Here is a 26,054-nt window from a genome sequence, read left to right on the forward strand (position 1 = left end):
GGTCTCAGGCAGACTTGGGGCGGCCCGGCTGCACGGCGGCATTCGGGAGGAGGGGAATCAGAATGGGCGAGGTGCAGCGTCGCAGACAGTACCGACATGCCCGAGGTCGGCATCGTCTCGCCGAGATCCGTCTGCTGACGGCGGCTCTCGTCACGCTCACTGCGGTGCTCCTCGTCGTGGGCGCACTGATTCCGAGCGTCGGCTCGGAGCCTTCGTCGCTGGCCCAGGGAGGCGTGTCTGGGGGCGCCAGAGCTGATGGAGATGATGCGCCGAACTCGGCGGCGACACGGGGCAGCAGCGCTGCTGGTGCCGATCGCTGCGAGATCTCATTCGTCGGCGACGATGTGCAGGAGCCTGTGGTCACCGAGGTCGCCGGCGAGCTCTATCGTGATCTGCCGGTGCCGGATCGAACCGGCTGGGTGTTCGCCGGCTGGTATGCAGATGCCGCGAGCGCCGCATCCGCCGATCAGCGCGCCCGAATCAACGGAGCGCATCTGGTCGACTGCGCTGACGGCGAGCGCACGCTGCATGCGGCGTGGCAGACGCCGGATGCGGTGCGTGCGGCCGACGTGCGGGTGCCGATTCTGATGTATCACCAGTTCACGGCGAAGCCGGAGGGGGAGCGCGGTTGGCTGCGCCTGAACTATGCGTACATCGGAGACTTCGAGGATCACATCCGCTATATCGCCGAGAACGAGTACTACCTGCCGACCTGGGATGAGCTCGAGGCGTTCATCGACGGGCGTCTGGCGCTGCCGCGCAAGTCGGTGATCGTCACCGATGACGACGCAGACTCATCGTGGCTCGAACTCGCCGCGCCGATCGTCGAGCGGTATCAGGTTCTGGCGACGTCGTTCGTGATCACGAGCGCGCGCACCGAGGCGACGCCGAACCGCTTCGTGCTGCAGCGCTCGCACACGCACGATATGCACCGTGCCGGGGCGAACGGCAAGGGTCGCATGGTGAACGAGTCGGCTCAAGCCGTGGCACAGGATCTGCAGACCTCGGCCGACATCCTCGGTGCGAAGGAGGTCATCGCCTATCCGTTCGGCCATCACAATGCCGTCGCCGAGCAGGGTGTACGGCAGGCAGGATTCGATCTCGCAGTCACCGTCGCCGGGGGAACGGTGCACCAGGGCAGTGACAAGCTCGCGCTGCCGCGTGTGCGCATCGACTACGGCATGAAGCTCGCGACCGTGAAGGCGGTGCTGGCCCAGTGATGCCTGTGCCGGTCGGAGTGACGCACGCGTGCATCTGCAACCGAGGATCGGCACCTGCTTTCGCCGGGAATATCTATTCACTTGCATAGGTTGCTGATACAAGTAGAATGGCACCAAGCAGATACCCCGAGACATGCCACCCAGACATGCCGCACCGATCACCGAGATCGCTGCTGCACCGCGGCATCCCTCGGCCACACGATGAGAGGCGGCAGTCATGCAGTTCGGAATCTTCTCGGTCAGCGACATCACTCGCGACCCGGTCAGCGGTGAGACTCCCAGCGAGGCGCAGCGCATCAAAGCGGCGGTCGCCATTGCGAAGAAGACCGAAGAGGTCGGCATGGACGTCTTCGCCATCGGCGAGCACCACAACCCGCCGTTCTTCTCGTCGGCGCCGACCACGCTGCTCGCCAGCATCGCCGCACAGACCGAGCGCATCGTGCTGAGCACGTCGACCACGCTGATCACCACGAACGATCCGGTGCGACTGGCCGAAGAGTACGCCATGCTGCAGCATCTCTCAGACGGACGCATGGATCTGATGCTCGGACGCGGCAACACCGCGCCGGTCTACCCCTGGTTCGGCAAAGACATTCGCGAGTCGCTGCCGATGGCCCTCGAAAACTACAACCTGCTGCACAGGCTGTGGCGAGAGGACGTCGTCGACTGGCAGGGCAGGTACCGCACGCCGCTGCAGGGATTCACCTCGACGCCGCGACCGCTCGACGACGTGCCGCCCTTCGTCTGGCACGGCTCGATCCGCACACCTGAGATCGCCGAGCAGGCGGCCTACTACGGTGACGGCTTCTTCGCCAACAACATCTTCTGGCCCAAAGAGCACTACATGCGGCTGATCCGCATGTACCGGCAGCGCTTCGAGCACTACGGGCACGGCACGGCGGCCCAGGCGATCGTCGGCCTCGGCGGGCAGGCCTACATCGCGAAGCGCTCGCAGGACGCCGTGCGCGAATTCCGCCCGTACTTCGACAATGCGCCGGTCTACGGCAACGGGCCGACGATGGAGGACTTCACCCGCCAGACGCCGCTCAGCGTGGGCAGCCCGCAGGAGGTCATCGACAAGACGCTCACCTTCCGGGAGTCGTTCGGCGACTACCAGCGGCAGATGTTCCTGATGGATCACGCCGGCCTGCCCCTGACGACGGTGCTCGACCAGATCGAGCTGTTGGGCAGCGAGGTCGTGCCGGTCCTGCGGCGCGAGCTGGCCGCACGTCGGGCGCCCGACGTGCCTGATGCCCCGACGCACGCCTCGCTGGTGCGGGCGAAGTACGGCGACGCCGAACCGCGCCAGCCTCGCCCGAACGCCAACCGCGGCGACAACGTCACCGGCGGCTCGCCCTACCTGGACACCGAAGATGCGCGCCGCTGAGCCGCTCGCGACCGGCGCCGATGTGATGGCCGACGCCGGGGCATCCACCGACAGTCGAGATGACGGCCGAAGCACAGCGCACGGGTCGGCGCGCATCGCGAACGAGGCGTGGGAGGCGCTGTTCCGCGCACAGGGCCGGCTGTTGCGCGTCTTCGAGGCCGACGACATCTGGCAGCAGGCGTCGCTGAACGAATACGACGTGCTCTACACCCTCGCGAAGCAGCCGCACGGGCTCAGCATGGGCAGGCTGAACGCCAGCGTGATGCTCACACAGCCGACGCTCTCACGTCTCGTCGACCGTCTGGTCGGTCGTGGTCTGGTGAGTCGGCAGCGGATGCCGGACGACAGCCGGCGGGTCTGCGTCACGCTGACCGAGGAGGGCCGCCGCGTGCAGCGGGCGGTCGGCCGGAGACATGGGCGGCTGGTGGCCGAACGCCTGAGTGCGGCGCTGAGCGACGCGGAGCTGGAGCAGCTGCGCGATCTGACGCGGCGGCTGATTCGATCGGTCGACGAAGACGATGAGAGATGAGTCGAGGCGAGTGAGGTGACTGCAGTGGACGAGACGAGCGAGCAGAGCGATGCAGGGCAGATGAGAACGACGGGTCGGCACGAGGACGCGGTCGCCGATCAGACACGGAAGATCGTGGTGATCAGCGCAGGGGTGTCGCAGCCGTCGTCGACGCACCTGCTGGCCGATCAGTTCGTGCGGCGTGTGCTGCAGCGTGCCGAGGCGGCGCAAGTGGCCGTCGAGGTGCGTCAGGTGGAGCTGCGACCGATGGCTCAGCAGATCGTGCAGACGATGATCAGCGGCCTGCAGAGCGCCGAGATCGCACAGGCGATCGATCACCTGGCCGCAGCAGACGCGATCGTGGTCGCGACGCCGATCTACAAAGCGGGCGTGAGCGGGCTGCTCAAGAGCTTTCTCGACATTCTCGATCACGATCTGCTGCTGGCGAAGCCGACCGCGCTGCTGGCCACGGCCGGCACCGCACGGCACGCACTCGTGGTCGACGAGCAGCTGCGCTCGACGATGGCGTTCTTCCGCGCGCTGACGATTCCGACCTCGGTGTTCAGCACGTCAGAGGATTGGGGCTCGGCGAGCCTCGGCGGCAGACTCGACCGTGCGGCCAACGAACTGGTCGCACTGCTGGCCAGCGACGTCGCGCGTGCGATCACCGGCGGCGCCTGGCAGCACTATCAGCACGAGTTCGGATCGGTCGCCGAGCAGGCGGCGGCCGAGAAGGCAAGAGACCCCGATGCAGGTGCGGCGAGTGACGCGTCTGCCGGGCTCGACTTCGACTCGGACATGATGCGGCTGGCCGCCGGCGGCCAGTGACCACGGCCAGGTCGGTCGACTGACTGCTCGCTGTATACGGTGTTCGCGCAGAGAGGACACCCTGTCAGGATGCACATCGGTGGGGCTAGCCTCGTGGCACATGAGTCGACGGCGAGACGTCGGCTCACAACCGGCTGACTCAACCGGATCGGCCGCCTGGACGAGAGGTGCAGACCATGAGCGAGACGACGAGAGACGAGACCGCACGCCGAGCCGAGACGCTCAGGGCGCTGCATCGTGACCCGAGCATTCTGCGGGTCGTCAATGTGTGGGATGCGATCACGGCCAAAGTGGTCTCAGACCTGCCCGGCACTCAGGCCCTGGCCACAGCGGGGCACTCCATCGCGGCCAGTCATGGTTTCTCTGACGGTGAGATTCCGCTCGACCTGCTGCTCGCTGCGACGGCCCGTATCGTGGCCGCGACCGACCTGCCCGTCAGCGCAGATCTCGACGACGGGCATGGTGATGCCGCAGAGACGGTTCGTCGTGCCATCGACATCGGCGTGGTGGGGGCCAATATCGAAGATCGGCTGCGACCCGTGGACGAATCAGCAGAGACGGTGCGTCGTGTGGTCGCCGCGGGGGAGAGCGCGGGAGTCGACTTTCAGCTGAACGCACGAACCGACGCGTTCGTGCTCGGCGGTGAACGACCGATCGATGTCGTGATCGACGATGCGATCTCACGCGGCCGGGCCTACCTCGACGCCGGAGCGGCGTTGGTCTTCGTGCCCGGTGTGCTCGACCGTGAGACGACCGAGCGGCTGGTGGACGGCATCGGAGAAGGCCGCCTCAGCGTCATCGGGCTGCCAGGTGCGCTGAGTGCCCGGGAATACGAACAGCTGGGTGTGGCACGCATCTCGTACGGGCCGATGACGCAGCGGCATGCGCTGCGCGCACTGCGTGATCTGGGCAACAGCCTCTATGACGATGGCGTGATCCCAGAAGACACCCCCGAACTCAACTGACCGCGCCTGAGCGTGTGGCGGCAGGGCTTCTGCGGCGCCACGATGCCGAGCAGGGTCAGGCAGGCGAGTCTCGGGTGAGGCTCACGTGGCGTCGCGGCCGTACCTCTGGCGCAGGTCTGCGAGACGGCTGATGAGATGGCTGCGCAGCGGCAGGCCGGGGGCCTCGGTGTTGGTCGCCGTGTGGCTGTCTCGCGGATGCGAGTGGAACAGATCGAGGTCGTCGTCGATCGTCTCTGCATCGTCGAGATCGTGCACCTGCTGGTGCAGGTCGGCCATGAGCTCGTCGAGGGCCGTGGCCTGCTGGGCTGACTCGTGCAGCTGCCGCTCGATCTGTTCGGGAACGTCGTGGCGGTATTTGTAGTAGATCTTGTGCTCGAGCGATGCCCAGAAGTCCATTGCGATGGTGCGGATCTGAATCTCGACGGTCACCGGCACCGTGCCTGACGAGAGGAACACCGGCACCGAGACGATCATATGCAGGCTTCGGTAGCCGTTGGGCTTGGGCTGATGCACATAGTCTTTGACCTGGATCACGGTGAGGTCGTCTTGGCGCAGCAGAGCGCGGTAGATCTGTTCGATGTCAGAGACGAAGCTGCACGTGATGCGCACGCCGGCGATGTCGGTGATCTCGGCGCGAATGGAGTCGAAGTCGGGAGCGATGCCTTTGCGCTCGATTTTGTCGAGCAGACTCTCTGGCGATTTGAGCCGGGACTTCACGTGCTCGATCGGGTTCTCGCTGTGCAGGTGGGCGAACTCGTCACGAAGGATGTTCACTTTGGTGAGCACCTCGTCGATGGCGAACTTGTACTGCAGCAGAAAGCCGGTGAACTGCTTTCTGAGATGACGCCAGTGAGCGACGTCGTCGTCGCCCAGCAGCGTCAGATCCTGGGTGGCGATGCGAGGTACGAGCTCGTAGTCAGCGGTCATGAGATACACGTTAGCCTGCCGTTCTCAGCAGAGACTGTGGATCGCGCTGCTGCAGGGTTCTTGAGCCCCGGTCGTCGGTCTGCTGCTGCGCCTGCACGTCGACGAGATTCCACGCCATCGACCCCGTGACGCTGATGCCTCTTGCTCCGCTGCGGCGGGTGACTCCTCGTACGAGCATCAATTGGGTGCGAAAGACTCCGCTGCGGATGCGCTCTTGGGCCTCAGCGAAGAAGACGATGTTGCTCACCCCGGTGCCGTCGTCGAGTGAGACGAACACCACTCGGCGGCCTCCGCGCATCGGAGGAGTGTTCGTCGCACGGCGCACCCCGGCTACCAGCACCTCGCTGCCACCGGGCAGGCCGACGAGATCACGCGCCGGGGTCACGCCCAAACGCCGGAACAGCGGGTGGAAGCGTGAGACCACGTGGTGCTCGACGCCGATGCCGAGATGCTCGATCTCAAGATCGGTCTGGGTGCGCGCGTGCAGGTCGGTCACGGGCGCCGCTGCATGATGAATGGTCGGCAGATCAAGGTCGAAGGCCAGCTGCCGAGGCGGAATGCGTATGGGTGTGGCGGTGATCGACCTGATCAGAGCGAGCAACTCATGCCGTCGTCTGGGATCATGCCCGATGAACGCGTCGAGCGCGCCGACTCTGGCCAGTGCCTCGAACGTGCTGCGACGAGGGCGCACGCGATCGCGAAAGTCCTGCAGATTCGCAAAAGGCTGATGCGCGACCAGTCGCTCCTGCTCGGCTCGAGTGCTGCCGACCAGCTCGGCCACCGACACCCGGATGCCCAGACTCGGGGCCTGGCGGTCGGGCAGCCGCTCGACCCGGTAGTCGAGCCCGGAACGCTGCACGTCGAGCGGCAGCAGCGGGACGCCCAGGCGACGTGCCTCGGAGAGCAGCAGGTCTTTGGGCCACATGCCCGGGTCGTGGGTCAGCAGACCGGCGAGGAACTCGGCCGGATGATGGGTCTTCAGCCAGGCGGACTGATAGGTGGGCAGGGCGAAGGCCGCACCATGCGCCTTCGCGAAGCCGAAGCTGGCGAATCCCCGCAGCATCCGCCAGCAACGATCGGTCACCGACGACGGGATGCCTCGCAGCGACGCATTGCGAAAGACCATCTGCTCGATCTGGTCGAGCTGCTGATCGTCGGCCATTGCGCGGCGGAGCACATCGGCCTTCGCCAGACCGCAGCCGGTGAGCTCGTCGAGCAGACGCATCACCTGCTCGTGGAAGACCACGACTCCCATCGTCTCTCGCAGAATCGGATCGATGCGCGGGTGAATGACCGCCGGAGACACTTCGCCGTGACGAGCCTGCAGATACTGCAGCGGCATGTTGTTCTTCATCGGGCCGGGCCGGAACAGGCTGATGTCGACAGTGAGGTCGTTGAACTGCTCGGGCTGCAGCTTGCCGACCAGCTCCATCTGCCCTGGTGACTCGATCTGGAAGATGCCCAAGGTGTGCGTCGAGCGAATCGTCTCGAAGGTCGCCGGGTCGTCGAGCGGCAGGGCGTCGAGATCGAGCGGCGTCTCGTGCAGCCGGTTCACCTCGCTCACCGCATAGGCCATCGCTGACTGCATTCGCACGCCGAGCACGTCGAGCTTGATGAGCCCCATCGGGTCGACACTGTGCTTGTCGAACTGCGACATGGGCAGCCCGATGCCCGAGGGCTGAACCGGGGTGCGGTCGAGCAGCGAGAGATCGGAGACAATGACCCCGCAGGGATGCATGGAGATGTGTCTCGGCAGTGCGTCGAGACGCTCGGTGGCGTCGACGAGCAGATCAAGCTGCGGGCTGGTGCGCACCTGCTCGGCGAAGTCAGCGAGTTCGGGCTTCTCGGCCAGCGCCCGCCGAAAGCCGCCGGCGCTGAACCTCCACAGTTCTTTGGCGATCGCGTCGATGCGCTCGGCCTCGATACCCAGAGCGAGCCCGGCATCGCGCACCGCGCCACGGGAGCGATAGGTGTTCGTCATCGACATCAGCGTCACCCGCTGGTCGCCGAACTCGGCGAAGATGCGCCGGTAGACGTCATGGCGCCGGGCAGACTCGACGTCGAGATCGATGTCGGGCAGCGTGCGGCGCTCGGGCGAGAGAAAACGTTCCCAGAGCAGCCCGTTGTCGAGTGGTTCGACGCCTGAGATGCGCAGCAGATAATTCAGCATCGAGCCGACCCCAGACCCACGGGCCTGCACCCGCACCCCCATCTCGCGAATCAGGTCGACGACTTTGGCGACGGTCAGAAAGTACGGGGCGAACCCCAACGTCTCGATGTCGGCGAGCTCATGATCGAGACGATCGTGCACCGCTTGCAGGCGGGCGGGGTCTGCCTGGGCGTACCGATCGGGGACAGCAGCTCTGGCGCGCATGGTCAGCGCGCGCATCGGGTCTCCTTCGATTCCGATCACACCGGCCTCTGGCATGCGCGGATGCCCCCAGCCGAGATCGACTTCGGGGTCGAGCGTGCACCGTTCGGCGAGACGCTCGGTGGCGGCGAGCAGATCTGTCGCGGTGGTCGTGTGGTCGCTCACGTCGACGACCATGCGGGCAATGCGCCGCATGGCGGAGGCCGGCTTCAGCCAGGCCTGTCCGGTGGCGGTGAGGCGACGGTCGCGGTCGAGGTCGTCGAGCGGCAGCAGCGTACGCGCAGAGTCTGAGATGTCTGCAGTGGCTGCCTCATCTGGCTCGCCGTATCGAACCTGATTGGTGAGCACGGCCGTGAGCCCATGCGCCTCGGCCAGCGAGAGCATCCGTGTGGCCGGTGTGACGCTGCCGGGCTGTCCCGGCTCGGCCAGCCAGCACACCACCTCGACGGCCAGCAGCTCGCGCGGCACCAGTCGGCACCAGGCGCGCAGCGCCGCACGAGCCTCGGGCAGCCGGCGCGCCTCGACCAGTCGGCCGACGTCGCTGGACGGGCCGAGCAGCACGCTCAGGTGCGGCCGTTCGCGCAGCAGCTCGCTGAGCGCGTCACGGCTGAGCGAAGGGGCCGAAGAACGGCGCGCTCTCGGGCCGGGATCGTGTGCAGCGGTCACCATGCGGCACAGCGCGGCATAGCCTTGGCCATGCCCGGCCTGTGCCCACTGCGTGGAGTCGCTGCGGCCGACTGCGCCATGGGCGAGCAGCACGACACGGCCAAGCGGTTCGGCCAGACTGCCATGCACGGCGAGATCTGCGCCCAGGATCGGCGCGAGCGCCGCATCTCGGCAGGCCTGCACATGGGCCACCGCACCATAGACCCCGTCTCGGTCGGTGAGGGCGAGACGTTCGGCGTCGGCGCTCGACGCCAGCTCGGCGAGGCGTCTCGGGGTGGTGCAGCCGTAGTGCGTGGAGAAGCCCGAATGCACGTGCAGGTGTGTGAACGGAGGCATGCCGGTCACTCCCAGACGAGCTGGAGTCGCCAGCCGTCGTCAGGCAGGCGCAGCAGGTCGTAGGTGTGAAAGTCGTCGCCCGTGCACGAGGCATCGACGCGCCAGAGCTCCTGATCGACGCGCTGGCGGGGTGCGCAGGCTGTTGCCGCTGCGCTCGTCGTCGGATGAGCGCTCACCGCGCTCGCAGCGGGGGAGGACTGGGGCGCACACCACCAGCGCCTTCGGTGAAAGAAGCTCTGCGGCACCCCGACGATCTCGTACTCGAAACGGCGCCAGACGAAACTGCGCGGCTCGCCCTCGTGCGAGAGCTCGACGGTGATCGCCTCATCGATCTTGCGTGGCATCATGGCCTCCTGCTGTGCTCACTGGTTCGAACATATGTTCGAATGATCACAGCGTAGAGGTGCCCTCCGACATCGGCAACGACGACTGATGGTCGTACGCCTGCGCGCGCCGATCACGCCTCGGCCATGGCATCCACCGGCCGTTCGGGCTGGCCGCACCGAGCACGTCAAGTCGGGTGCGGGCTCGTGCCAGCAGATCGTCAGGAACGTCTTCTGCACGAGACTGCTGACTGCTCTCGGCTGACCCGTCAGCAGCGCGAAGCTGCCAGGAGACAGTCTGGCCCATACCTTTCTCGATGCCGCGACTCAGGCTGAAGCTCCATCTGGCGCGACGCGGTTCGCTCACGTTCTCGGCGAGGCCGCCCTCTGCGATTGCGAGCGTCTGCCACCTGAGCTCGTCTGCGCAGCCCTCCCACGTCTCGGCGCAGGCGTCGCACCCGCACGAGGGATAGAACTCGTCGAAAAGCGCGCCGGCGTATACCCGAACACCTGGGAAGTCCGTGAGGACGATCACCATCGGTGCGCAGGCGTCGTCATTCGGTGTCAGCCGCACCGCTCGCACGGTCTCGGCTGCGGTCGGTGCGTTCAGCAGTTCGGCGGTGACCGCGAATCCGTCTTCACGACGCACGTCGTAGACCGACGTCAAATGCTCGATGAGCTCTGTCGCCACCGTGTGCAGCGGAGCGAATCGATCCGGGTCGCTGAAGACGCTGAGACCGACGGCTGGTGACGCCGCGGTGCGGTCAGAGCGTGAGAGCCGGAACATAGGGCCATTCTTCCGTTTTTCCGCCGGCCGCAACAGCTTCAGCGCCCGCATCCGTCAGGCGGGCTCGATTCCTCTCAAATCGCGAGAGTTCAGAACTCCTCGTATGTGGCGGGATCCTGACCGTTGAGTCGACCGTCTTCGCGAGCCAGCCCGTCGATCGCGGCGAGATCCTCGTCGCTCAGGTCGAAGTCGAACACATCGAGGTTGCTGATCTGCCGATCAGAGTGCGTCGCCTTCGGAATCGGGACCACGCCGTTCTGCAGGTGCCACCGCAGGACGACCTGAGCCACGGTGCGCTCGTGCGCGTGAGCGATCTGCTCAAGCGTCTCGTTCTGCAGAATCTCGCTGGCTCGGCCGAGCGGACTCCACGCCTCGGTGACGATGCCGTGCTCTGTGTTCCAGCGCACCGCCTCGTGCTGCGGAAATCTCGGGTGCAGCTCGATCTGGTTCACGCTCGGCAGCACACCGGTCTCGCGCTCGAGACGTTCGAGGTGCTCGGGCAGAAAGTTGCTCACGCCGATGCGACGCGTCAGCCCGCGCTCGCGCGCCTCGATCAGCGCCTGCCATGCCTCGACGTAGCGGTCGGTCAGCGGGTTCGGCCAGTGGATCAGCAGCAGATCGAGATGATCGAGACCGGTGCGATAGACCGACTCTTCGATCGTGGGAACGGCCTGGTCGAACGCATGGTGGCGGCCGGGCAGCTTCGAAGTGACGACGATCTCGTCACGCGGCACGCTGCTGAGGCGCACCCCGGCGCCGACCGCGCCCTCGTTCTCATAGTTGAAAGCGGTGTCGATCAGGCGGTAGCCGTTGTCGATCGCCTGGGCGACCGTTTCGGCACCCGCACGCCCGTTCAGGCGGTAGGTGCCGAAACCGATCGCCGGCAGGGTGGTGCCGTCGTTCAGGGTGTGCGAGGTCTGCGTGTTCTCGGGGGAAGTGCTCATGCCAACGACCTTAGGCCGCGGCCTCGTCTCCTGCCACCTCCTCATGCACGCCGGCCGCGTTGGTCTCGACCGATGCCGAACCCGCACGACCCGTGTGGTCGTCTGCGTCTTCGAAGCGCACTTGCAGACGGGCGTCGGCCGAAGCGCCTGCCGCGTCGGCATCCGCCGTCGTCTCTGCAGACGCCAGATCGACTGTCACCACCGTGCCGCTCGCCTCCGAGACCAGCAGGTCGGCGATGCGATCGTCGACCTCGCGCTGTACCGTGCGGCGCAGCGGACGAGCCCCGTACTCGGGCTCGAAGCCGTGTTCGGCGAGCCAGTCGACCGCCTGGTCGCTGATCTGCAGGCGGATGCCCTGGTCGGCCAGCCGCTCGGCCGTCGCCGCGATCATGGTGCGTGCGATCAGCCTCACCTGCTCACGCGAGAGACGACGGAACAGCACGATCTCGTCGATGCGGTTGAGGAACTCCGGTCGCATCGCCTCACGCAGCCGGCCCATCACCCGATCGCGCAGCGCCCGCTCCGAACCGAAGCCCGTCGTGTCGTCGCCGGTGTTCGCGACGAAGCCGAGCGCTCCCGACCGTGAGGCCAGAAACTCGGAGCCGATGTTCGAGGTCATGATGACCACGGTGTTGCGAAAGTCGACGGTGCGCCCCTGGCCGTCGGTCAGCCGCCCGTCGTCGAGCACCTGCAGCAACAGGTTGAACACGTCGGGGTGCGCCTTCTCGATCTCGTCGAGCAGCAGCACCGAGTACGGCCTGCGCCGCACGGCCTCGGTGAGCTCGCCGGCCTCGTCATAGCCGACGTAGCCCGGGGGAGCGCCCACCAGCCGCGCTGCGGTGTGCTTCTCGCCGAACTCCGACATGTCGAAGCGCAGCAGCGCGTGCTCGTCGCCGAACAGACTGGCCGCGAGCGTCTTGGCCAGCTCGGTCTTGCCGACCCCGGTCGGGCCGAGGAACAGAAAGCTGCCCACGGGCCGGTTCGGGTCGCCCAGACCGGTGCGGCCACGACGCACGGCCCGAGCCACCGCGGCGACCGCGTCATGCTGACCGATCACGCGCTCGTGCAGTTCGCTCTCGAGGTGCGCGAGCCGTGTGCGCTCGCCCTCGCTGATGCGATCGACGGGAACACCTGTGCGGCGCGCGACCACCTCGGCGATCTGTCGCTCGTCGACTACGGCCTCGGTGGGTGCCGGCGCCGAACTCGTCGTCGCGGCATGCTGATGCTCGATGCGGGCATTGTGCGCGCTCGCCGCGTCAAGAGCCGCCTGCACCTGTTCGATGCGGTCACGAATCTGTCCGGCCTGCTCATACTGCTCGGTCGACGCTGCGGCGTTCTTCTCGGCCTCCAACTCCATGAGCTGGCGCATCAGCGCCTGCGTGTCGATGCGATCGCCGAGCCGCAGACGCAGCCTGGCCCCGGCCTGGTCGATCAGGTCGATCGCTTTGTCGGGCAGACGACGGTCGGGCAGGTATCGGGCCGACAGACGCACGGCGGCGTCGAGCGCGGCATCCGTGTACCGCACGTCGTGATGCTCGGCGAAGGCGGGCGCGACGCCGTGCAGAATGCGCACGGCGACGTCCTCCGACGGCTCGTCGACGGCGACCGGCTGGAACCGGCGCTCCAAGGCGGGATCCTTCTCGATCCTGCGATATTCGTCGAGCGTGGTCGCGCCGATCATATGCAGCTCGCCTCGAGCCAGCCTTGGCTTGAGCATGTTGGCCGCGTCGAGGCCGTCGCCCATGCCGCTGCCGCCGGCACCGACGACCGTGTGCAGCTCGTCGATGAAGACGATGAGCTCATCGCGATGCGCGGTGATCTCGTCGAGCAGCTTGGTCAGGCGCTCTTCGAAGTCGCCGCGAAAGCGCGTGCCGGCCACCATCGACGCCAGGTCGAGAGAGACCAGGCGACGCCCGGCGATCGCGTGCGGAACCTCGTCGTCGACGATCGCCTGCGCGAGGCCCTCGACGACGGCGGTCTTGCCGACGCCGGCCTCGCCGACGAGCACGGGGTTGTTCTTGGTGCGGCGCGAGAGGATCTCGACGGTCTGCTCGATCTCGTCGGCACGACCGATCACCGGATCGAGTCGGCCGTCGCGTGCCTGTGCCGTCAGATCGGTGCCGAAGCGATCGAGCATCGGGGTCTGCGATGTGGCGGATGCATCAGTCTGCTCCGCATCGCCGCCTGCGTCCGCCTCCGATGAGCCGGAGTTCGCAGCCGCAGCGTCGTCGACGGGTGCCACGTCATCGGGCTGCCGGGCAGACTGCCGCATCGAATCGATCAGCGACTGCGCGGTCACGCCGAACCCTGCCAGGATCTGTGCGGAAGGCGCATCCTGTGCGAGCACGAGTGCGAAGAAGAGATGCTCCAGATCGACATAGGTCGAACCCGAGGCGCGGGCGACCTGGAAGGCATGGAAGAGGGCGCGCTGCAGCGAGGGCGTGACGTCGGGGGCCTCGGTGACGGTCGCGCCGTCACGAGCGACGGGCAGCCGAGCTTCGACCTCGTGAGCGAGCTGCTGAACGCTCACGCCCATGCGGGTGAGCACGTCGTGCACTGGGGCGTTCTCGGCGAGCACGCGCAGCATGTGCAGGGCGTCGACCTCGGTCTGACCTCTTCTGACCGCGTACGATCCGGCCTCGGCCAGAGCCTGCTGTGTGCGCTGGGTCAGAAACCTGCTGATGTCGATGGTGCGCTGGCCTTCGGCAGCCTGCTGCCGTGCCTGCTGTGCGTTCAGGTAGCGTGCGAGAAACTCGTCGAATGATCCCTGCCCGCTCGGTTCGCGTTCGCTCCCGTTCTGGGGGTTGTTCTCTGGCACAGTACCTCCTCGTCGGTGTCTGCGAGGGCGATACCGATCTGACAGTCGTTCAGACGTCGCCACCCTCAAAGTTGAGTGCCGTACGCTCAACCTAACGTCCGGGTGTCGCAGGTATTCCCCTGCGTCGCTTCCGTTCGCGGCATCACGAGCGCCATGCCTTAAACTGAACGGCATGCCCTCCGCCAGCCCGCTGCGCATCGCCATGATCTCGCTGCACACGAATCCCTATGGCGACCCCGGCACGGGCGACGTCGGCGGCATGAACATCGTGATCCAGCACCTTGCGGCCGAACTGGCCGCGCTCGGTCACCAGGTCGATGTGATCACACGCCGCAGCGCTCCCGAGCAGCCCGACGCCATCGAGCTCGCCCCCAGACTCATGCTGCGCACGATCACGGCCGGGCCCGAGCATCCGCTGCCCAAAGCCGAGCATGAGGCGTACATCGACGCCTTCGCCGGGCAGCTGCGGGCACTCGGCGACTACGACGTGATCCACGCGCATCACTGGTACTCCGGTCTGGCGGCCCTGCCCGTCGCTCGGGAATGCGGCGCTGCGCTGCTGCAGAGCTTTCACAGCATCGCGGCAGACGCCGACACCGCACTCGACAACGGCGAGCCTCCCGAGGCGCCCGGGCGTCTCTCGGCAGAGCGCACTCTCGCACGCGAGGCCGATGCGGTGATCACGGTCAGTCATGCCGAGCAGCGCACCGTGGTCGAGCGGCTGGGCGGCGAGCCATCGCGGGTGCACGTGGTGTCTCCCGGTGTGGATGCTCGGTGCTTCCACCCGGGAGAGGCCGCCGTTCCGAGATACGTCGCCGCCGCAGCCCGCATCGAGCCGCTCAAAGGGCTCGACCTCGCCGTCGCCACGATTGCGTCGACTGACGACTCGCTGCGCCCTGATCTGCGCATCGCGGGCGGGCCGAGCAGCCAGGACGGCGGCTGTCTGACGGCTCTGCGCCGACAGGCCGCCGACGCGGGCATCGGCGACCGGGTGCACTTCGACGGCGCGATGTCGCACGCCGAGCTGGCCGATCTGATGCGCGGTGCCTCGGTGTTCCTGGTTCCGTCGCACTCTGAGACCTACGGCCTGGTCGCACTCGAGGCAGCCGCAAGCGGGGTGCCGGTGATCGCGATGGCCACGGGCGGCCTTCCCGAGGCGGTGCACGACGGCGAGACCGGTCTGCTCATGCGCGATCGCTCGCCCGAGACCTGGGCGCGCGCGCTGACCCGGCTGCTCGACGACGCCGAGCTGCGCGAGCGCATGGGGCATGCAGGCCGCGCACTCGCTCTGCAGCGCAGCTGGGCGAAGAGCGCCCGACGGCTCGTGCAGATCTACTGTCAGCAGCGTCGGATGACGCGCTCGACGGTGCAGCCGGTATGACCGCTCGCGAACGCGTCGCCGCCATCGACTGCGGCACGAACACCGTGCGCCTGCTCGTGATCGAGGGGCCCGCACCGACGCGGGAGCTCGTGCGCCGCACACGCACGATCCGTCTCGGCGAGGGCGTCGACCGCACGCATGCCTTCGCACCGGCGGCGCTCGACCGCCTTGGCGTCGCCTTGGCAGACTACCGCCGCGATCTGACGCGTCTCGGCGTCGCAGACGACCGGCTGCGCTTCGTGGCGACGTCGGCGAGCCGCGACGTGCATGACGCGACACTGCTGCGCGACGTCGTCGAATCGACTCTCGGCGTACGACCCGAGATCATCAGCGGTGTCGAAGAGGCCGACCTCTCGTACGCCGGAGCACTCACCGGAATGCCGGCACAGCCCATGACGCTGGTCGTCGACCTCGGCGGCGGCTCGACCGAGCTCGTCGTCGGACGCAACGGCCGACCGATCGCGGCATGGTCGATGAACGTGGGCGGCGTGCGCCTCACCGAGCGACACCTCGATGCGCACCGGCCGATGTCGGCGGCACAGCACGCGGCGATGGTCGCCGACGTCGACTGCGCCCTCGACGAAGCCGAGGCCCATGTGTCGCTGGCCGGCGTCGAGCGGGTCATCGGCGTCTCTGACTCGGTCGGCGTGATCGCAGCGGTGACCGCCGGCGTGCGTGCCGAGCGCTTCGGCGAACTGTCGGGCGGATGCTGGAGTCTCGACGCGCTGCAGGCCGCCTGCACCCGTCTGATCGCCGCCGATCCGCATGCGCTTGCCGAGATGGGCGTCGACCGCACACGCGCTGACCTGGTCTCCGCAGCCGCGGTGATCTGGTCACGGGTGAGCGCGCGCATCGCCGCCCGCTCGCACTGCGACCACGCCGTCTACAGCGAGCATGACATCCTCGACGGCGCCGCTGAGACGTTGCTGGCAGGCGGCCGAGATCGGCGATGAGCAGCTCACGGGGAAGGACGAGTGAGGAGCACCGCAGGTCGACGAAGCCGACATCTCGATCATCGCGCGGCAGGAGCGGATCGCCCGACCGACGCGTGACGACCATCGTGCTGATCGCGACGATGGGAGCCGTCGCCTTCGGCTATGACACGGGCGTGCTCGCGGGCGCGCTGCCGTTTCTCAGTCAGCCGCGAGACGCCGGCGGCCTGGGACTCGACGCTCTGGCCGAAGGCGTCGTCACATCGGCGCTCGTCTTCGCCGCGAGTCTCGGCGCCCTCGTCGGCGGGCGGCTCGCAGATCGCCTCGGACGCCGCCGAACCCTGCTCTTCGTCTCGCTCGTCTTCGCCGTCGGCGCACTGGGCACCGGGCTTGCGCCGAGCGTCGAGGCGCTGGTGGGGTGTCGGGTGGTGCTGGGCCTCGCCGTGGGAGCCAGCTCGACGATCGTGCCCATCTTCATCGGCGAGATCGCCCCGGCGCGGCGGCGCGCGGGGCTGGTCACCCGAAACCAGCTGATGATCGTCACCGGGCAGCTGCTCGCGGCCGTGGCGAACGCCGCGATCGCGCAGGCGTCGTCTGACGGTGAAGCGTGGCGACACATGCTGCTGGTCAGTGCGACCCCGGCCCTGCTGCTGTTCGCCGGGCTCTGGTTCGTCCCGGAGTCGCCGCGCTGGCTGGCGACGCACGGTCGCCCCGAGGCTGCGCGCCGTGTGCTCGAATCGATTCGCAGCACCGGCGAGAGCGAGCGCGAACTGCAGACGATCACGGCGCTTCGCCCCCGAGCCAATGAGTCTGCAGGTGCGACGCAGAGAACGGATCGGCACCCGATGCGGGCCCGCTGGGTGCGCCGTCTCGTGCTGATCGGTGCCGGTCTGGGCATGGTCTCCCAGCTGACCGGCGTGAACTCCGTGATGTACTTCGCACCGAGCATCCTCGCGACCAGCGGGCTCGGCACGCAGGCGGCGCTCACCGCGACCATCGCCACGGGAGTGGTCTCGGTGCTCGCGACGCTCGTCGGCATCCGCGTGCTGCGTCGTCTCGGCCGACGCCCGATCATGATCACCGGGCTGATCGGCGTCGCCTCGTCGCATCTGCTGCTGGGCCTCGCCTTCGCCCTGCCGTTGGGACCGGCCCAGCCCTGGCTCGTGCTCGCCCTCATGCTGGTGCTGCTCTGCTTCGTGCAGGCGATGGTGTCAGTGGTGTTCTGGCTGATGACGGCCGAGCTGTTCCCGCTGCAGGTGCGGGGACTGGCCGCAGGTGTGGCGGTCTGCGTGCAGTGGCTGTCGAACGGCGTCGTCGCGCTGCTCTTTCCGCTGGCCTTCGCGCACCTGGGCGGCGACGTCTACTTCGTCTTCGCCGCGGTTAACGTGCTGAGCGCATGGTTCGTCTGGCGTGCGCTGCCCGAGACGCGAGGGCTGGCGCTCGAAGAGGTCGAGAGGATGCTGCGCCGACGTCTCAGCTGAAGCGATCGACTGCGTAGACTCGGTTCATGCGCTCTGAGACCGACCCTGAGAAGACCGGTGCGAGTTCGACCGACTGCACACCTGAGATCCGCGTCTACCGCGGTGGCCGACTCGAACGGGAGACCACCTTTCTGACCGAGATCGAGCACCTGCAGCACGACGCCGAGCGCACCACGTGGGTCGATCTGCCGACGGCCGATCATGAGGCGCTCGTGCAGATCGCGCAGACGCTGCATCTGCATCCGCTCGCCATCGAAGACGTCGAAGAGAGCCATGAGCGTGCGAAGCTCGTTCGCTACGAGACGCATCTGTTTCTGACGCTGTATGCGATGGCTGCGCCGAACGACGTCGAGTCCGAGCTCGAACGGCATCAGATCGACATCTTTCTGACCAGAAACGTCGTGGTGACCGTGCGACACGGCGACGGCTTCGATCTCGGCGGTGCACGACTGGCCTGGGAGGCGCATCCGACGCTGCTGGCGATCGGCGGCATCACGGTGCTCTGGGCGATCGTCGATCAGATCGTCGACACCCATTTCGACACCGTGCAGCAGCTTGACGAGAGCATCGACGCTCTCGAAGACGAGCTCTTCGGCGACACGCCGGACTCCCGCGGCATCCAGCTCAACGCCTATCATCTGCACAAGCGTCTGGTCACCCTGCGTCGGCTGGCGCTGCCGACCAGAGAGATTCTCAGCAGCGTGATCAATCGTGCCGAGCCGCCGCTGCCCGATGCGCTGCGGCCATACTTTCTCGATGTCTATGATCACGTGCTGCGCGTGAGCGACTGGACTGACTCGCTGCGAGACCTGGCCAGCACCATCATCGACACGAACCTCTCGAGCCAGAGCAACCGGATGAACCTGGTGATGAAGAAGCTCACATCGTGGGCGGCCATCATCGCCGTGCCGACGCTGATCACCGGCTTCTTCGGCATGAACGTGAACTTTCCCTATTTTCAGACCGATGTCGGTGCGGTGATCGCCGTGACGCTGATCGCGCTGACCTCGGTTGGGCTCTACGCCTGGTTCAAACGCCTGGACTGGCTATGAGCCCGGCGGTCTGGGGAGCACTGCTTGCCGCGTCGATCATGGTGAGCCTCACCCCGGGCGCCGGAGCCATCTCGACGATGACGAATGCGCTGAACGTCGGGTGGCGCCGGTCGATCTGGGGCGTGCTCGGCCAGCAGATCGGTCTGCTCATTCTGCTGGTGATCGTGGCCTGCGGGCTGGGTGCGCTGCTCGCACACGCGCCGGGAGTCACCACGGCGATCCGCTACGCCGGCGCCGCCTACCTCGGCTACCTCGGGGTTCGGCAGCTGCTGCTCGCGCGCGCCGTCGGTCGGGTCGCCCAAGACGAGGACACCGACACCGGCGCGGCTGCCGAGAACCAGGCCGCCGATTCGGGGGATGCTGCCGGCGTCAGCCGATACCTGCGACCGGGCGCGATGGTGATGCGCGGAACCTGGGTGAACCTCAGCAACCCCAAGGCGATCATCTTCTTTCTGGCCTTCATGCCGCAGTTCATCGATGCGTCGAAACCGGTCGTGCTGCAGTATGCGGCGGTCATCGTCACCATGATCGTCGTCGACATCTGTGTGATGTGGGGCTTCTTCGCTCCTGCCGCACGCGCGGTCGGGCGATTCGCGCGAAACGCGCATGGTCAGCGTGTGATGAATGCGGTGTTCGGGGTGCTGTATCTTGCGGTCGGCGTGCTGCTGATCTTTCTGCACTGAGGCCTGCCTCAGCGCGACGTAATGTGCGATTCGTCGTGCGGGTGATCGGGCGATGTCGGCGCGACGAAGTACCATGGGCGGCATGAGGCCGATGCGAACGACCCAAAACTCCGCACCGACACCAGGCATGTCGCACACGCACAGATTGGTGAGCACGTCGAGATCGCTGCGTCTGCCGAGATCGAGCCTGGCACGACTCTCGGCTCTGCTGCTGGCGGCCACGCTGCTCGCGTTGGCGCTGCTGGCGACGTCCGTCAGACCGGCAGCGGCATCCGTCGACGACTTCAGCTTCGAATCGATGTCTGTCGACTACCACCTGAGCCGCGATGCCGACGGCAGAGCCCGAATCGATGTCACCGAGACTCTCGTCGCCGACTTTCCGAGCTTCGATCAGAACCGCGGTCTCGTGCGCAAGATTCCCCTCGACTATGACGGGGTGGCGCTCGACCCGACGGTCACGGCGGTGTCCGATGACGCCGGCCGCGCAGTGGTGTACGACACCAAGCGCGTCGGAGGCCAGCTCGAAGTGTCTCTCGGCTCAGACGAGTTCGTGCACGGCAGGCAGACCTACGTGCTGAACTACACCATGCAGAACACCGTGCGTCACTTCGCCGACACCGACACCGACGAGTTCTACTGGGATGTCAACGGCGAGAGCTGGCAGCAGTCCTTCGGGGTCGTCTCCGCGACGCTCACGGTCGATCCCTCGCTCGTCTCCGCCCTGAACGGCCAGGCCTCCTGCTACCAGGGCGCACACGGCTCGACCGCGCGCTGTCAGATCGTGCGTCTCGAAGACGCGGGTGACGCTGCCGCCCGGTTCACCGCGCAGACTGACGGTGGGCTCGCCCCCGCGCAGACGATGACCATCGCGGTCGGCTTCGCCCTGCAGACCTTCGTGATTCCCGAACCTCCCTCACGGGCATGGTGGACGACATGGCTGCCGCTGGGGCTGAGCGCAGTCGCTCTCGGGCTCGCCGTCGCCCTGGTCGTCGTGCGAAGCCGCCGGTGGCGGGACGCCCCGGGGCGTGGAGTGATCGTTCCGGAGTACGCACCGCCCGCTGGGCTTCCGATCGTCGCCGGGGCCGACCTGGTCAACCGGATGAACAGCTGGATGCCGGCCGCAGTCATCGACATGGCGGTTCGCGGCGTCGTTCGCATGGTCGACATCGAACATGTCGGCATGTTCGGCGCCAAGAGACCGAGCTTCGCGATCGAGATGGTCGACCCCAATCGAATGCAGGCTCATGACGCAGAGGTGCTCGCCGTGCTGGCCGGGCCTCGTCAGCTGCAGCCGGGTGAGCGCGTGGCCATTGAGACGAAGCCCGACCAGCACCGTGCCGAACGTGCGCAGGCGGTGATCGCCGATGTTCAGCAGCGACTCCTCGCCGGCGGGTTCCGAGCCGTACCGACCTCCACGCTGCCGCTTGCCCTGCGAGTGTCAGGGTGGGGCATGATGGCGATCTCCGCCGCGTACGGGCTGTGGGCGCTGGTGCAGGCCGAACGCATCACCTGGTGGCTCATCGCAGCCGGGTTGGCCACGGTGGGGTCGCTGATGCTGCTGTTCGTGGCCCTGCCTCGTCCGAAGACGCTGACCGAAGCGGGTGCCGAGGCAAGAGACGAGGTCAAAGGCCTGAAGATGTACATGGAGCTTGCCGAGCGAGATCGCTTCGCCGTGCTGCAGAGTGTGCAGGGCGCCGAACGCATCGATCTGTCCGACGGCTCGACCAGTGTGCGTCTGAACGAAAGGCTGCTGCCGTGGGCGGTGCTCTGGGGCATCGAAGGCACTTGGGCGAAGCAGCTGCAGGTCGACTACGAGCGCACCGGCAGCCAACCGGGGTGGTATGACTCGATGACGCCGTTCACTGCAGGAGTCCTCGCTTCCAGACTCGCCGCGTTCAACACCGCTGCGACCACTTCGGTGCAGCCGCCCACCTCAGGAGGCAGCTTTTCTGGTGGGGCAGGGGGCGGGGGCTTCGCAGGTGGTGGTGGCGGTGGCGGCGGCGGTGGCGGCCGTTAGCGCTACCGGGTCGCTGCAGCGGCGATCATCGCTCCTGCCATCGTCGACTGCACAGACGCGTCTGCTCTCGAACCGCATCAGATGACGGGGCACTGCTGCAATCGAAAGAAGGGTCAGATGCGATTCTGTCGATGCCGTTTCAGAGCCTGCTGCACCACTGTGCCCACAGTAGACATTGGCGCATCGACGCCGAAGACCACGACGACCGATTCGGCGTCTGAGACGGTCGGCAGCTGAGGGCGGTCATGATTTCCCTCGGCTGCCGACGATTGTGGCTGCGCCTGTGACGGCTCGCCGACGACGGGCGCGAAGATGGTGAGCAGACGATCGAGTTCGACGCTCAGGTCTCGACGGGCCTGGTCTGGTGAGAGCTGATCTCGAATGGCCTGCCGCAGCACGGCATTGTGCGTGGTCGCGACGACGTCGGCGAACTGCAGAGCCTCGATATGTCGCAATGCGGGCAGCTGCTCGCGCAGATATCTGTCGAAGGCCTTCTGATATCGCGTGATGGTAACGATCTCACGATCTCGCAGTTTGTGCGTGGCTCGCACGATGCGATCACGCGAGCGGATGCTGGGAAGACGGGCCAGAAAACGATCGAGCACCAGCAGTGCGGCGTCGATCACGTCTCTGCGTGCGTCGACGGTGACCACCTCACCACGCAGACGTGCGGCGAAGAAGGCATCAACCTGTTCGAGGATGTCATCATGGTCGGCGAAGATCACATCGTCTTTGGTCCCGAACTGACGAAAGAACGTGCTGCGTGACACATGGGCTGCGGCAGCGATGTCGGCGGCGCTCACCTCGTCATATCCCCGGGCGGTGAACAGTGCGAGGGCGATATCGGCCACTTCGACTCGACTCAGCGATGCGGTGCTCATTCGGTCACGCTACCACGCAGGTGCACCCAAGAAATGACACCGCCTCGCATGATCCATCGCAGCAGGCGTATGCCACGCAGTGCTTGGGAAAACCATCCACCGTCGCCGACCTCGTCCGGAGCCTCGCCGAAGCCGACGTCGTCGCCGGACGGTGGGTCTGGAAGACTGGAAACGTTACGTTTAGTTCTCGGATAGGCACGCCCTACGCTGAGAGCGGATGTCTGCAAGCAGGAGGATCATATGTCGACCCCGGAACCAGCGACACGCGCAAAATGGCTGCCCCGCGGCCCCGGCGTGATGTCCGGCTTCTCGACGACGGTCGGCGTGCTGCTGGCAGTGCTTCTGGCCGCTGTCGTCGTCGCGATCATCAAGCCGCTGACCCTGGTGTTCTTCGCCCTCTTCATCACACTCGGACTGGAGCCGGTGATTCGCTGGCTCGAGAGCAAGGGGATGAAGCGCCCGCTGGCGCTCGGCACGGTGCTCGGCGTCGGCCTGCTGATCTTCGGCGTGGTCGTCTGGATGATCGTGCCCGGCATCGTGAAGCAGGTCGGCCAGTTCGTCGACACGGCGCCAAAGAGCTTCGACGAAGTCAGCCAGCGGCCCTGGTTCCTGCACGTGGACGAGCAGTTCAACGGAGCCGCGACCACGACGCTGCACACGATCGAGACGCAGGTGACGAACCCCGACTTCTGGTGGGGCGTCGGCGGTGGAGCCTTCGAGATCGGCCGCGGCGTGGTCGACGCCATGACCGGCACGATCTTCGTGCTGATTCTGACCCTGTACTTCGTGGTCTCCCTCGATCGCATGAAGCAGGCGTTCTCTCTGCTGGTGCCGAAGACGAAGCGGGCGAACGTCATGGACATCACCGAAGAGATCACCGGATCGGTCGGCAGCTACCTCGGGGGCATGGTCGTGCTGGCCTTCTGCAACGCGGTCTTCAGCCTGATCGTGATGACCGTCTTCGGCGTTCCGTTCTCGCTCGTGCTCGCCATGCTCGCGCTGTTCATCACGATGATCCCGCTCATCGGCAGTGTGATCAGCACCGTGCTGATCACTGCGGTCGCCCTGCTCAGCTCACCGCTCACCGCGGTGTTCGTCGCCGTCTGCCTGATCATCTACATGCAGGTCGAGGCATATGTCCTGACTCCGCGCATCGTCGGCAAGAGCGTCAACATTCCCGGATCGCTCGTGCTGATCGGCGCGATGGTGGGTGCGACGCTCGCCGGACTGATGGGGGCGCTCGTCGCCTTTCCCGTCGCCGCTTCGATCCTCATCATCGTCAAACGCGTGATCGTGCCCGCTCAGGAGCAGCGCTGAACTGCCCGGCGATGTAACCTGCGCGCAACGCAGGTCGGCGTAGAATCTCCCCTCGGCGTGGCAGGCTCACGACTCTGCGTCGAGCCTGGAGCAGGAGAGCTCCTGTTCCTCGCCGCTTCATGACATTGAGGAGACGACATGGCTCGAGGAGCTTTCGACTGGCGGCTGCACGGAGACGGCGTGCACATCGGACCGGGCGAGGCGGTGGCTCCCGACGAGCGACTGACCTGGCCGCGCACGATCGGCATCGGCACCCAGCATGTGGTCGCCATGTTCGGCTCGACTTTCCTGGTGCCGCTGCTCACCGGATTCCCACCGGCGACGACCCTGCTGTTCTCCGGCCTCGGCACCATCATCTTCCTGCTGCTGACCCGAAACCGGGTGCCCAGCTATCTCGGATCGAGCTTCGCCTTCATCGCCCCGATCGCCGCGGCGCAGAGCGAGCACGGGTACGCGGGCGCGCTCGGCGGCGTCGTGATCGCCGGTGCCACGCTGTTCGTCATCGGTTTGATCGTGCAGTGGGCGGGCGTTCGATGGATTGAGTGGCTGATGCCGCCTGTCGTCACCGGTGCGATCGTCGCTCTGATCGGCCTGAACCTCGCACCCAGCGCCAAGGCGAACTTCGAGGTTGCCCCAATCACCGCGCTGGTGACACTGGGAGCGATCATCCTGTGGGGCGTGCTCTTCCGTGGGTTCCTCGGTCGTCTGTCGATTCTGTTCGGCGTGGTCATCGGCTACGTCACTGCGGTCGTCCGCGGTGAGGTCGACTTCTCGGCCATCGCCGACGCGGCATGGTTCGGACTGCCGCACTTCCAGACGCCCACCTTCCACATCTCGACCGTGGGCCTCTTCGTGCCCGTCGTCTTCGTGCTGATCGCTGAGAACATCGGACATGTGCGGTCGGTCGGCATGATGGTCGGCCGAAATCTCGACGACAACATCGGTCGTGCGCTGATCAGCGACGGTCTTGCCACGGTGCTCGCGGGTTCGGGCGGCGGCTCGGGCACGACCACCTACGCAGAGAACATCGGTGTGATGGCCTCGACCAAGGTGTTCTCGACGGCGGCCTACTGGGTGGCCGGCATCGTCGCCGTGCTGCTGAGTCTCTTTCCCAAGTTCGGAGCGGCGATCGCCACGGTGCCCGCCGGTGTGCTCGGCGGTGCCGGTGTTGTGCTCTACGGCATGATCGGTGTGCTCGGCGTGCGCATCTGGGTCGAGAACAAAGTCGACTTCTCGAAGTCGATCAACCTGACCACAGCCGGGGTCGCGCTGATCATCGCGATCGCCGACTTCACCTGGCAGGCCGGCGACCTGGTGTTCGGCGGCATCGCATTGGGAACCTTCGCCGCCATCGCCGTCTACCACGTCATGCGTGGAGTGACCCGGCTGCGCGGCGGACGCAGCACGACGCCGGTTTCGCCGGCGAGCACGGATCGCGTGGACGAAGCCGCGCACTGATCCACGCGAGTCGGCCGAGCCGGGCCGGCCGTGACATCCTCATCACCATGACACGACTAGGCTGAGAGCATGCGTCTGATCACTCCCAATCACCCCCTCATCGACCACAAGCTGACCGTTCTCCGAGACCGGAGCACCCCGCAGCCGGTGTTCCGTCAGCTCGTCGAAGAGCTCATGACGCTGCTGGCCTACGAGGGAACCCGCGACGTGGCCGTCGAAGACGTCCGCGTCATGACACCCGTAGCCGAGACCACCGGTGTGCGGCTGCAGCAGCCGCTGCCTCTGGTGGTGCCGATCCTGCGCGCAGGTCTCGGCATGCTCGAGGGCATGACGAAACTGCTGCCGACCGCTGAAGTGGGGTTCCTCGGCATGGTGCGCGACGAGCAGACGCTGCAGCCGACGACGTATGCGAAGCGGCTGCCCGACGACCTCAGCGATCGTGCCTGCTTCGTGCTCGATCCGATGCTCGCGACCGGCGGTTCGCTGATCGGCGCGATCGACTACCTCTTCGAACGCGGAGCTCGCAAGGTGACTGCGATCTGCATTCTGGGTGCGCCGCAGGGAGTCGAGGCGGTCGAAAAGCACTTCGAGGGCCGCGATCTCACCGTGGTGCTCGGCGCCGTCGACGAGGGACTGAACGACCAGAGCTACATCGTTCCGGGCCTCGGCGATGCCGGCGATCGGCTCTACGGAACCATCGACTGATCCCTCCCGGGGCCGTGCGTCGCCCGGCGCCGCATCCGGTATCGTGGGGTGCGGAAGTTCCACGAGT

The 26,054-nt window shown here is 66.6% G+C and carries 21 protein-coding genes; 14 read left to right on the forward strand and 7 right to left on the reverse strand.

Annotation, left to right across the window (positions count from 1 at the left end; all coding sequences use genetic code 11):
* The first annotated feature begins 62 nt into the window (after window positions 1-62).
* From F8O08_RS03915 to F8O08_RS03935, 5 genes are all read left to right on the forward strand, one after another.
* A complete protein-coding gene (locus F8O08_RS03915) occupies window positions 63-1,220 on the forward strand; it encodes a polysaccharide deacetylase family protein (protein ID WP_158042589.1) in 1,158 nt (385 codons plus the stop codon).
* A gap of 217 nt (window positions 1,221-1,437) precedes the next feature.
* Window positions 1,438-2,607, forward strand: coding sequence for an LLM class flavin-dependent oxidoreductase (locus F8O08_RS03920; RefSeq protein WP_158037676.1), 1,170 nt, complete (start codon window positions 1,438-1,440; stop codon window positions 2,605-2,607).
* The gene (locus tag F8O08_RS03925; RefSeq protein ID WP_225733392.1) at window positions 2,594-3,136 is read left to right on the forward strand and encodes a MarR family winged helix-turn-helix transcriptional regulator; all 543 of its coding nucleotides are present in this window, start codon (window positions 2,594-2,596) and stop codon (window positions 3,134-3,136) included. The genes F8O08_RS03920 and F8O08_RS03925 overlap by 14 nt, the downstream gene beginning before the upstream one ends.
* A 24-nt stretch (window positions 3,137-3,160) precedes the next feature.
* On the forward strand, window positions 3,161-3,943 hold the full coding sequence (locus tag F8O08_RS03930; RefSeq protein ID WP_225733556.1) for a CE1759 family FMN reductase: 783 nt from the start codon (window positions 3,161-3,163) through the stop codon (window positions 3,941-3,943).
* A gap of 176 nt (window positions 3,944-4,119) precedes the next feature.
* Window positions 4,120-4,908 carry an isocitrate lyase/PEP mutase family protein gene (locus tag F8O08_RS03935; protein WP_158037677.1) on the forward strand — a complete coding sequence of 263 codons (789 nt, stop codon included), beginning with the start codon at window positions 4,120-4,122 and terminating at the stop codon, window positions 4,906-4,908.
* An 81-nt stretch (window positions 4,909-4,989) separates the two neighbouring features.
* On the opposite strand, the gene F8O08_RS03940 is transcribed toward F8O08_RS03935, so the two are convergent.
* The 6 genes from F8O08_RS03940 to F8O08_RS03965 all read right to left on the reverse strand — a co-directional run bounded on the left by F8O08_RS03940 (window position 4,990) and on the right by F8O08_RS03965 (window position 14,080).
* Window positions 4,990-5,835 (reverse strand): GTP pyrophosphokinase family protein, encoded by an 846-nt coding sequence (locus tag F8O08_RS03940; RefSeq protein WP_158042590.1) that lies wholly within the window; start codon window positions 5,833-5,835, stop codon window positions 4,990-4,992.
* Between the two features lie 10 nt (window positions 5,836-5,845).
* Entirely contained in the window at window positions 5,846-9,208 is a 3,363-nt protein-coding gene (gene dnaE, locus F8O08_RS03945) for a DNA polymerase III subunit alpha (RefSeq protein ID WP_158042591.1), read from the reverse strand.
* A 5-nt stretch (window positions 9,209-9,213) separates the two neighbouring features.
* The gene (locus F8O08_RS03950; RefSeq protein WP_158037680.1) at window positions 9,214-9,555 is read right to left on the reverse strand and encodes a DUF6504 family protein; all 342 of its coding nucleotides are present in this window, start codon (window positions 9,553-9,555) and stop codon (window positions 9,214-9,216) included.
* 43 nt (window positions 9,556-9,598) lie between these two features.
* The gene (locus tag F8O08_RS03955; protein ID WP_158042592.1) at window positions 9,599-10,318 is read right to left on the reverse strand and encodes a DUF6226 family protein; all 720 of its coding nucleotides are present in this window, start codon (window positions 10,316-10,318) and stop codon (window positions 9,599-9,601) included.
* A gap of 89 nt (window positions 10,319-10,407) precedes the next feature.
* Window positions 10,408-11,262, reverse strand: coding sequence for an aldo/keto reductase (locus tag F8O08_RS03960; RefSeq protein WP_158037682.1), 855 nt, complete (start codon window positions 11,260-11,262; stop codon window positions 10,408-10,410).
* A gap of 10 nt (window positions 11,263-11,272) precedes the next feature.
* Entirely contained in the window at window positions 11,273-14,080 is a 2,808-nt protein-coding gene (locus F8O08_RS03965) for an ATP-dependent Clp protease ATP-binding subunit (RefSeq protein WP_225733557.1), read from the reverse strand.
* Window positions 14,081-14,252: 172 nt separating this feature from the next.
* Between F8O08_RS03965 and F8O08_RS03970 the strand changes: the two genes are divergently transcribed.
* The 6 genes from F8O08_RS03970 to F8O08_RS10805 all read left to right on the forward strand — a co-directional run bounded on the left by F8O08_RS03970 (window position 14,253) and on the right by F8O08_RS10805 (window position 21,626).
* Window positions 14,253-15,461, forward strand: a complete 1,209-nt coding sequence (locus tag F8O08_RS03970; RefSeq protein ID WP_158042593.1) for a glycosyltransferase — start codon at window positions 14,253-14,255, stop codon at window positions 15,459-15,461.
* Window positions 15,458-16,414: an exopolyphosphatase gene (locus F8O08_RS03975; RefSeq protein WP_158042594.1), complete on the forward strand. Its 957-nt coding sequence runs from the start codon at window positions 15,458-15,460 to the stop codon at window positions 16,412-16,414. Before F8O08_RS03970 ends, F8O08_RS03975 begins: the two co-directional genes overlap by 4 nt.
* Before the next feature lie 95 nt (window positions 16,415-16,509).
* Window positions 16,510-17,874 carry a sugar porter family MFS transporter gene (locus F8O08_RS03980; RefSeq protein ID WP_263970011.1) on the forward strand — a complete coding sequence of 455 codons (1,365 nt, stop codon included), beginning with the start codon at window positions 16,510-16,512 and terminating at the stop codon, window positions 17,872-17,874.
* Window positions 17,875-17,900: 26 nt separating this feature from the next.
* A complete protein-coding gene (locus F8O08_RS03985; RefSeq protein ID WP_158042596.1) occupies window positions 17,901-18,926 on the forward strand; it encodes a magnesium transporter CorA family protein in 1,026 nt (341 codons plus the stop codon).
* Window positions 18,923-19,609, forward strand: a complete 687-nt coding sequence (locus tag F8O08_RS03990) for a LysE family transporter (RefSeq protein WP_158042597.1) — start codon at window positions 18,923-18,925, stop codon at window positions 19,607-19,609. The genes F8O08_RS03985 and F8O08_RS03990 overlap by 4 nt, the downstream gene beginning before the upstream one ends.
* 148 nt (window positions 19,610-19,757) lie before the next feature.
* Window positions 19,758-21,626, forward strand: a complete 1,869-nt coding sequence (locus F8O08_RS10805) for a DUF2207 domain-containing protein (RefSeq protein ID WP_192497707.1) — start codon at window positions 19,758-19,760, stop codon at window positions 21,624-21,626.
* A gap of 113 nt (window positions 21,627-21,739) precedes the next feature.
* On the opposite strand, the gene F8O08_RS04000 is transcribed toward F8O08_RS10805, so the two are convergent.
* Window positions 21,740-22,507, reverse strand: coding sequence for a TetR/AcrR family transcriptional regulator (locus F8O08_RS04000; RefSeq protein WP_158037688.1), 768 nt, complete (start codon window positions 22,505-22,507; stop codon window positions 21,740-21,742).
* 240 nt (window positions 22,508-22,747) lie between these two features.
* Between F8O08_RS04000 and F8O08_RS04005 the strand changes: the two genes are divergently transcribed.
* The 3 genes from F8O08_RS04005 (at window position 22,748) to upp (ending at window position 25,987) form a co-directional block, all read left to right on the forward strand.
* Window positions 22,748-23,824 (forward strand): AI-2E family transporter, encoded by a 1,077-nt coding sequence (locus F8O08_RS04005; RefSeq protein WP_158042598.1) that lies wholly within the window; start codon window positions 22,748-22,750, stop codon window positions 23,822-23,824.
* 138 nt (window positions 23,825-23,962) lie between these two features.
* Complete coding sequence (locus tag F8O08_RS04010; protein WP_158042599.1) at window positions 23,963-25,282, forward strand: uracil-xanthine permease family protein; 1,320 nt, start codon at window positions 23,963-23,965, stop codon at window positions 25,280-25,282.
* A gap of 69 nt (window positions 25,283-25,351) precedes the next feature.
* Window positions 25,352-25,987, forward strand: coding sequence for a uracil phosphoribosyltransferase (gene upp, locus F8O08_RS04015; protein WP_158037691.1), 636 nt, complete (start codon window positions 25,352-25,354; stop codon window positions 25,985-25,987).
* Window positions 25,988-26,054: the final 67 nt, after the last annotated feature.

The sequence above is a fragment of the Pseudoclavibacter sp. CFCC 13611 genome (assembly GCF_008831225.1).
GTDB lineage: Bacteria > Actinomycetota > Actinomycetes > Actinomycetales > Microbacteriaceae > Pseudoclavibacter_A.

What these genes read in the sequence shown, in the direction of transcription:
- F8O08_RS03915 (WP_158042589.1), top strand. Translation starts at nt 63, where the DNA reads ATGGGCGAGGTGCAGCGTCGCAGACAGTACCGACATGCCCGAGGTCGG.
- F8O08_RS03920 (WP_158037676.1), top strand. Translation starts at nt 1,438, where the DNA reads ATGCAGTTCGGAATCTTCTCGGTCAGCGACATCACTCGCGACCCGGTC.
- F8O08_RS03925 (WP_225733392.1), top strand. Translation starts at nt 2,594, where the DNA reads ATGCGCGCCGCTGAGCCGCTCGCGACCGGCGCCGATGTGATGGCCGAC.
- F8O08_RS03935 (WP_158037677.1), top strand. Translation starts at nt 4,120, where the DNA reads ATGAGCGAGACGACGAGAGACGAGACCGCACGCCGAGCCGAGACGCTC.
- F8O08_RS03940 (WP_158042590.1), bottom strand. Translation starts at nt 5,835, where the DNA reads ATGACCGCTGACTACGAGCTCGTACCTCGCATCGCCACCCAGGATCTG.
- dnaE (WP_158042591.1), bottom strand. Translation starts at nt 9,208, where the DNA reads ATGCCTCCGTTCACACACCTGCACGTGCATTCGGGCTTCTCCACGCAC.
- F8O08_RS03950 (WP_158037680.1), bottom strand. Translation starts at nt 9,555, where the DNA reads ATGATGCCACGCAAGATCGATGAGGCGATCACCGTCGAGCTCTCGCAC.
- F8O08_RS03955 (WP_158042592.1), bottom strand. Translation starts at nt 10,318, where the DNA reads ATGTTCCGGCTCTCACGCTCTGACCGCACCGCGGCGTCACCAGCCGTC.
- F8O08_RS03960 (WP_158037682.1), bottom strand. Translation starts at nt 11,262, where the DNA reads ATGAGCACTTCCCCCGAGAACACGCAGACCTCGCACACCCTGAACGAC.
- F8O08_RS03970 (WP_158042593.1), top strand. Translation starts at nt 14,253, where the DNA reads ATGCCCTCCGCCAGCCCGCTGCGCATCGCCATGATCTCGCTGCACACG.
- F8O08_RS03975 (WP_158042594.1), top strand. Translation starts at nt 15,458, where the DNA reads ATGACCGCTCGCGAACGCGTCGCCGCCATCGACTGCGGCACGAACACC.
- F8O08_RS03985 (WP_158042596.1), top strand. Translation starts at nt 17,901, where the DNA reads ATGCGCTCTGAGACCGACCCTGAGAAGACCGGTGCGAGTTCGACCGAC.
- F8O08_RS03990 (WP_158042597.1), top strand. Translation starts at nt 18,923, where the DNA reads ATGAGCCCGGCGGTCTGGGGAGCACTGCTTGCCGCGTCGATCATGGTG.
- F8O08_RS04000 (WP_158037688.1), bottom strand. Translation starts at nt 22,507, where the DNA reads ATGAGCACCGCATCGCTGAGTCGAGTCGAAGTGGCCGATATCGCCCTC.
- F8O08_RS04005 (WP_158042598.1), top strand. Translation starts at nt 22,748, where the DNA reads ATGTCGACCCCGGAACCAGCGACACGCGCAAAATGGCTGCCCCGCGGC.
- F8O08_RS04010 (WP_158042599.1), top strand. Translation starts at nt 23,963, where the DNA reads ATGGCTCGAGGAGCTTTCGACTGGCGGCTGCACGGAGACGGCGTGCAC.
- upp (WP_158037691.1), top strand. Translation starts at nt 25,352, where the DNA reads ATGCGTCTGATCACTCCCAATCACCCCCTCATCGACCACAAGCTGACC.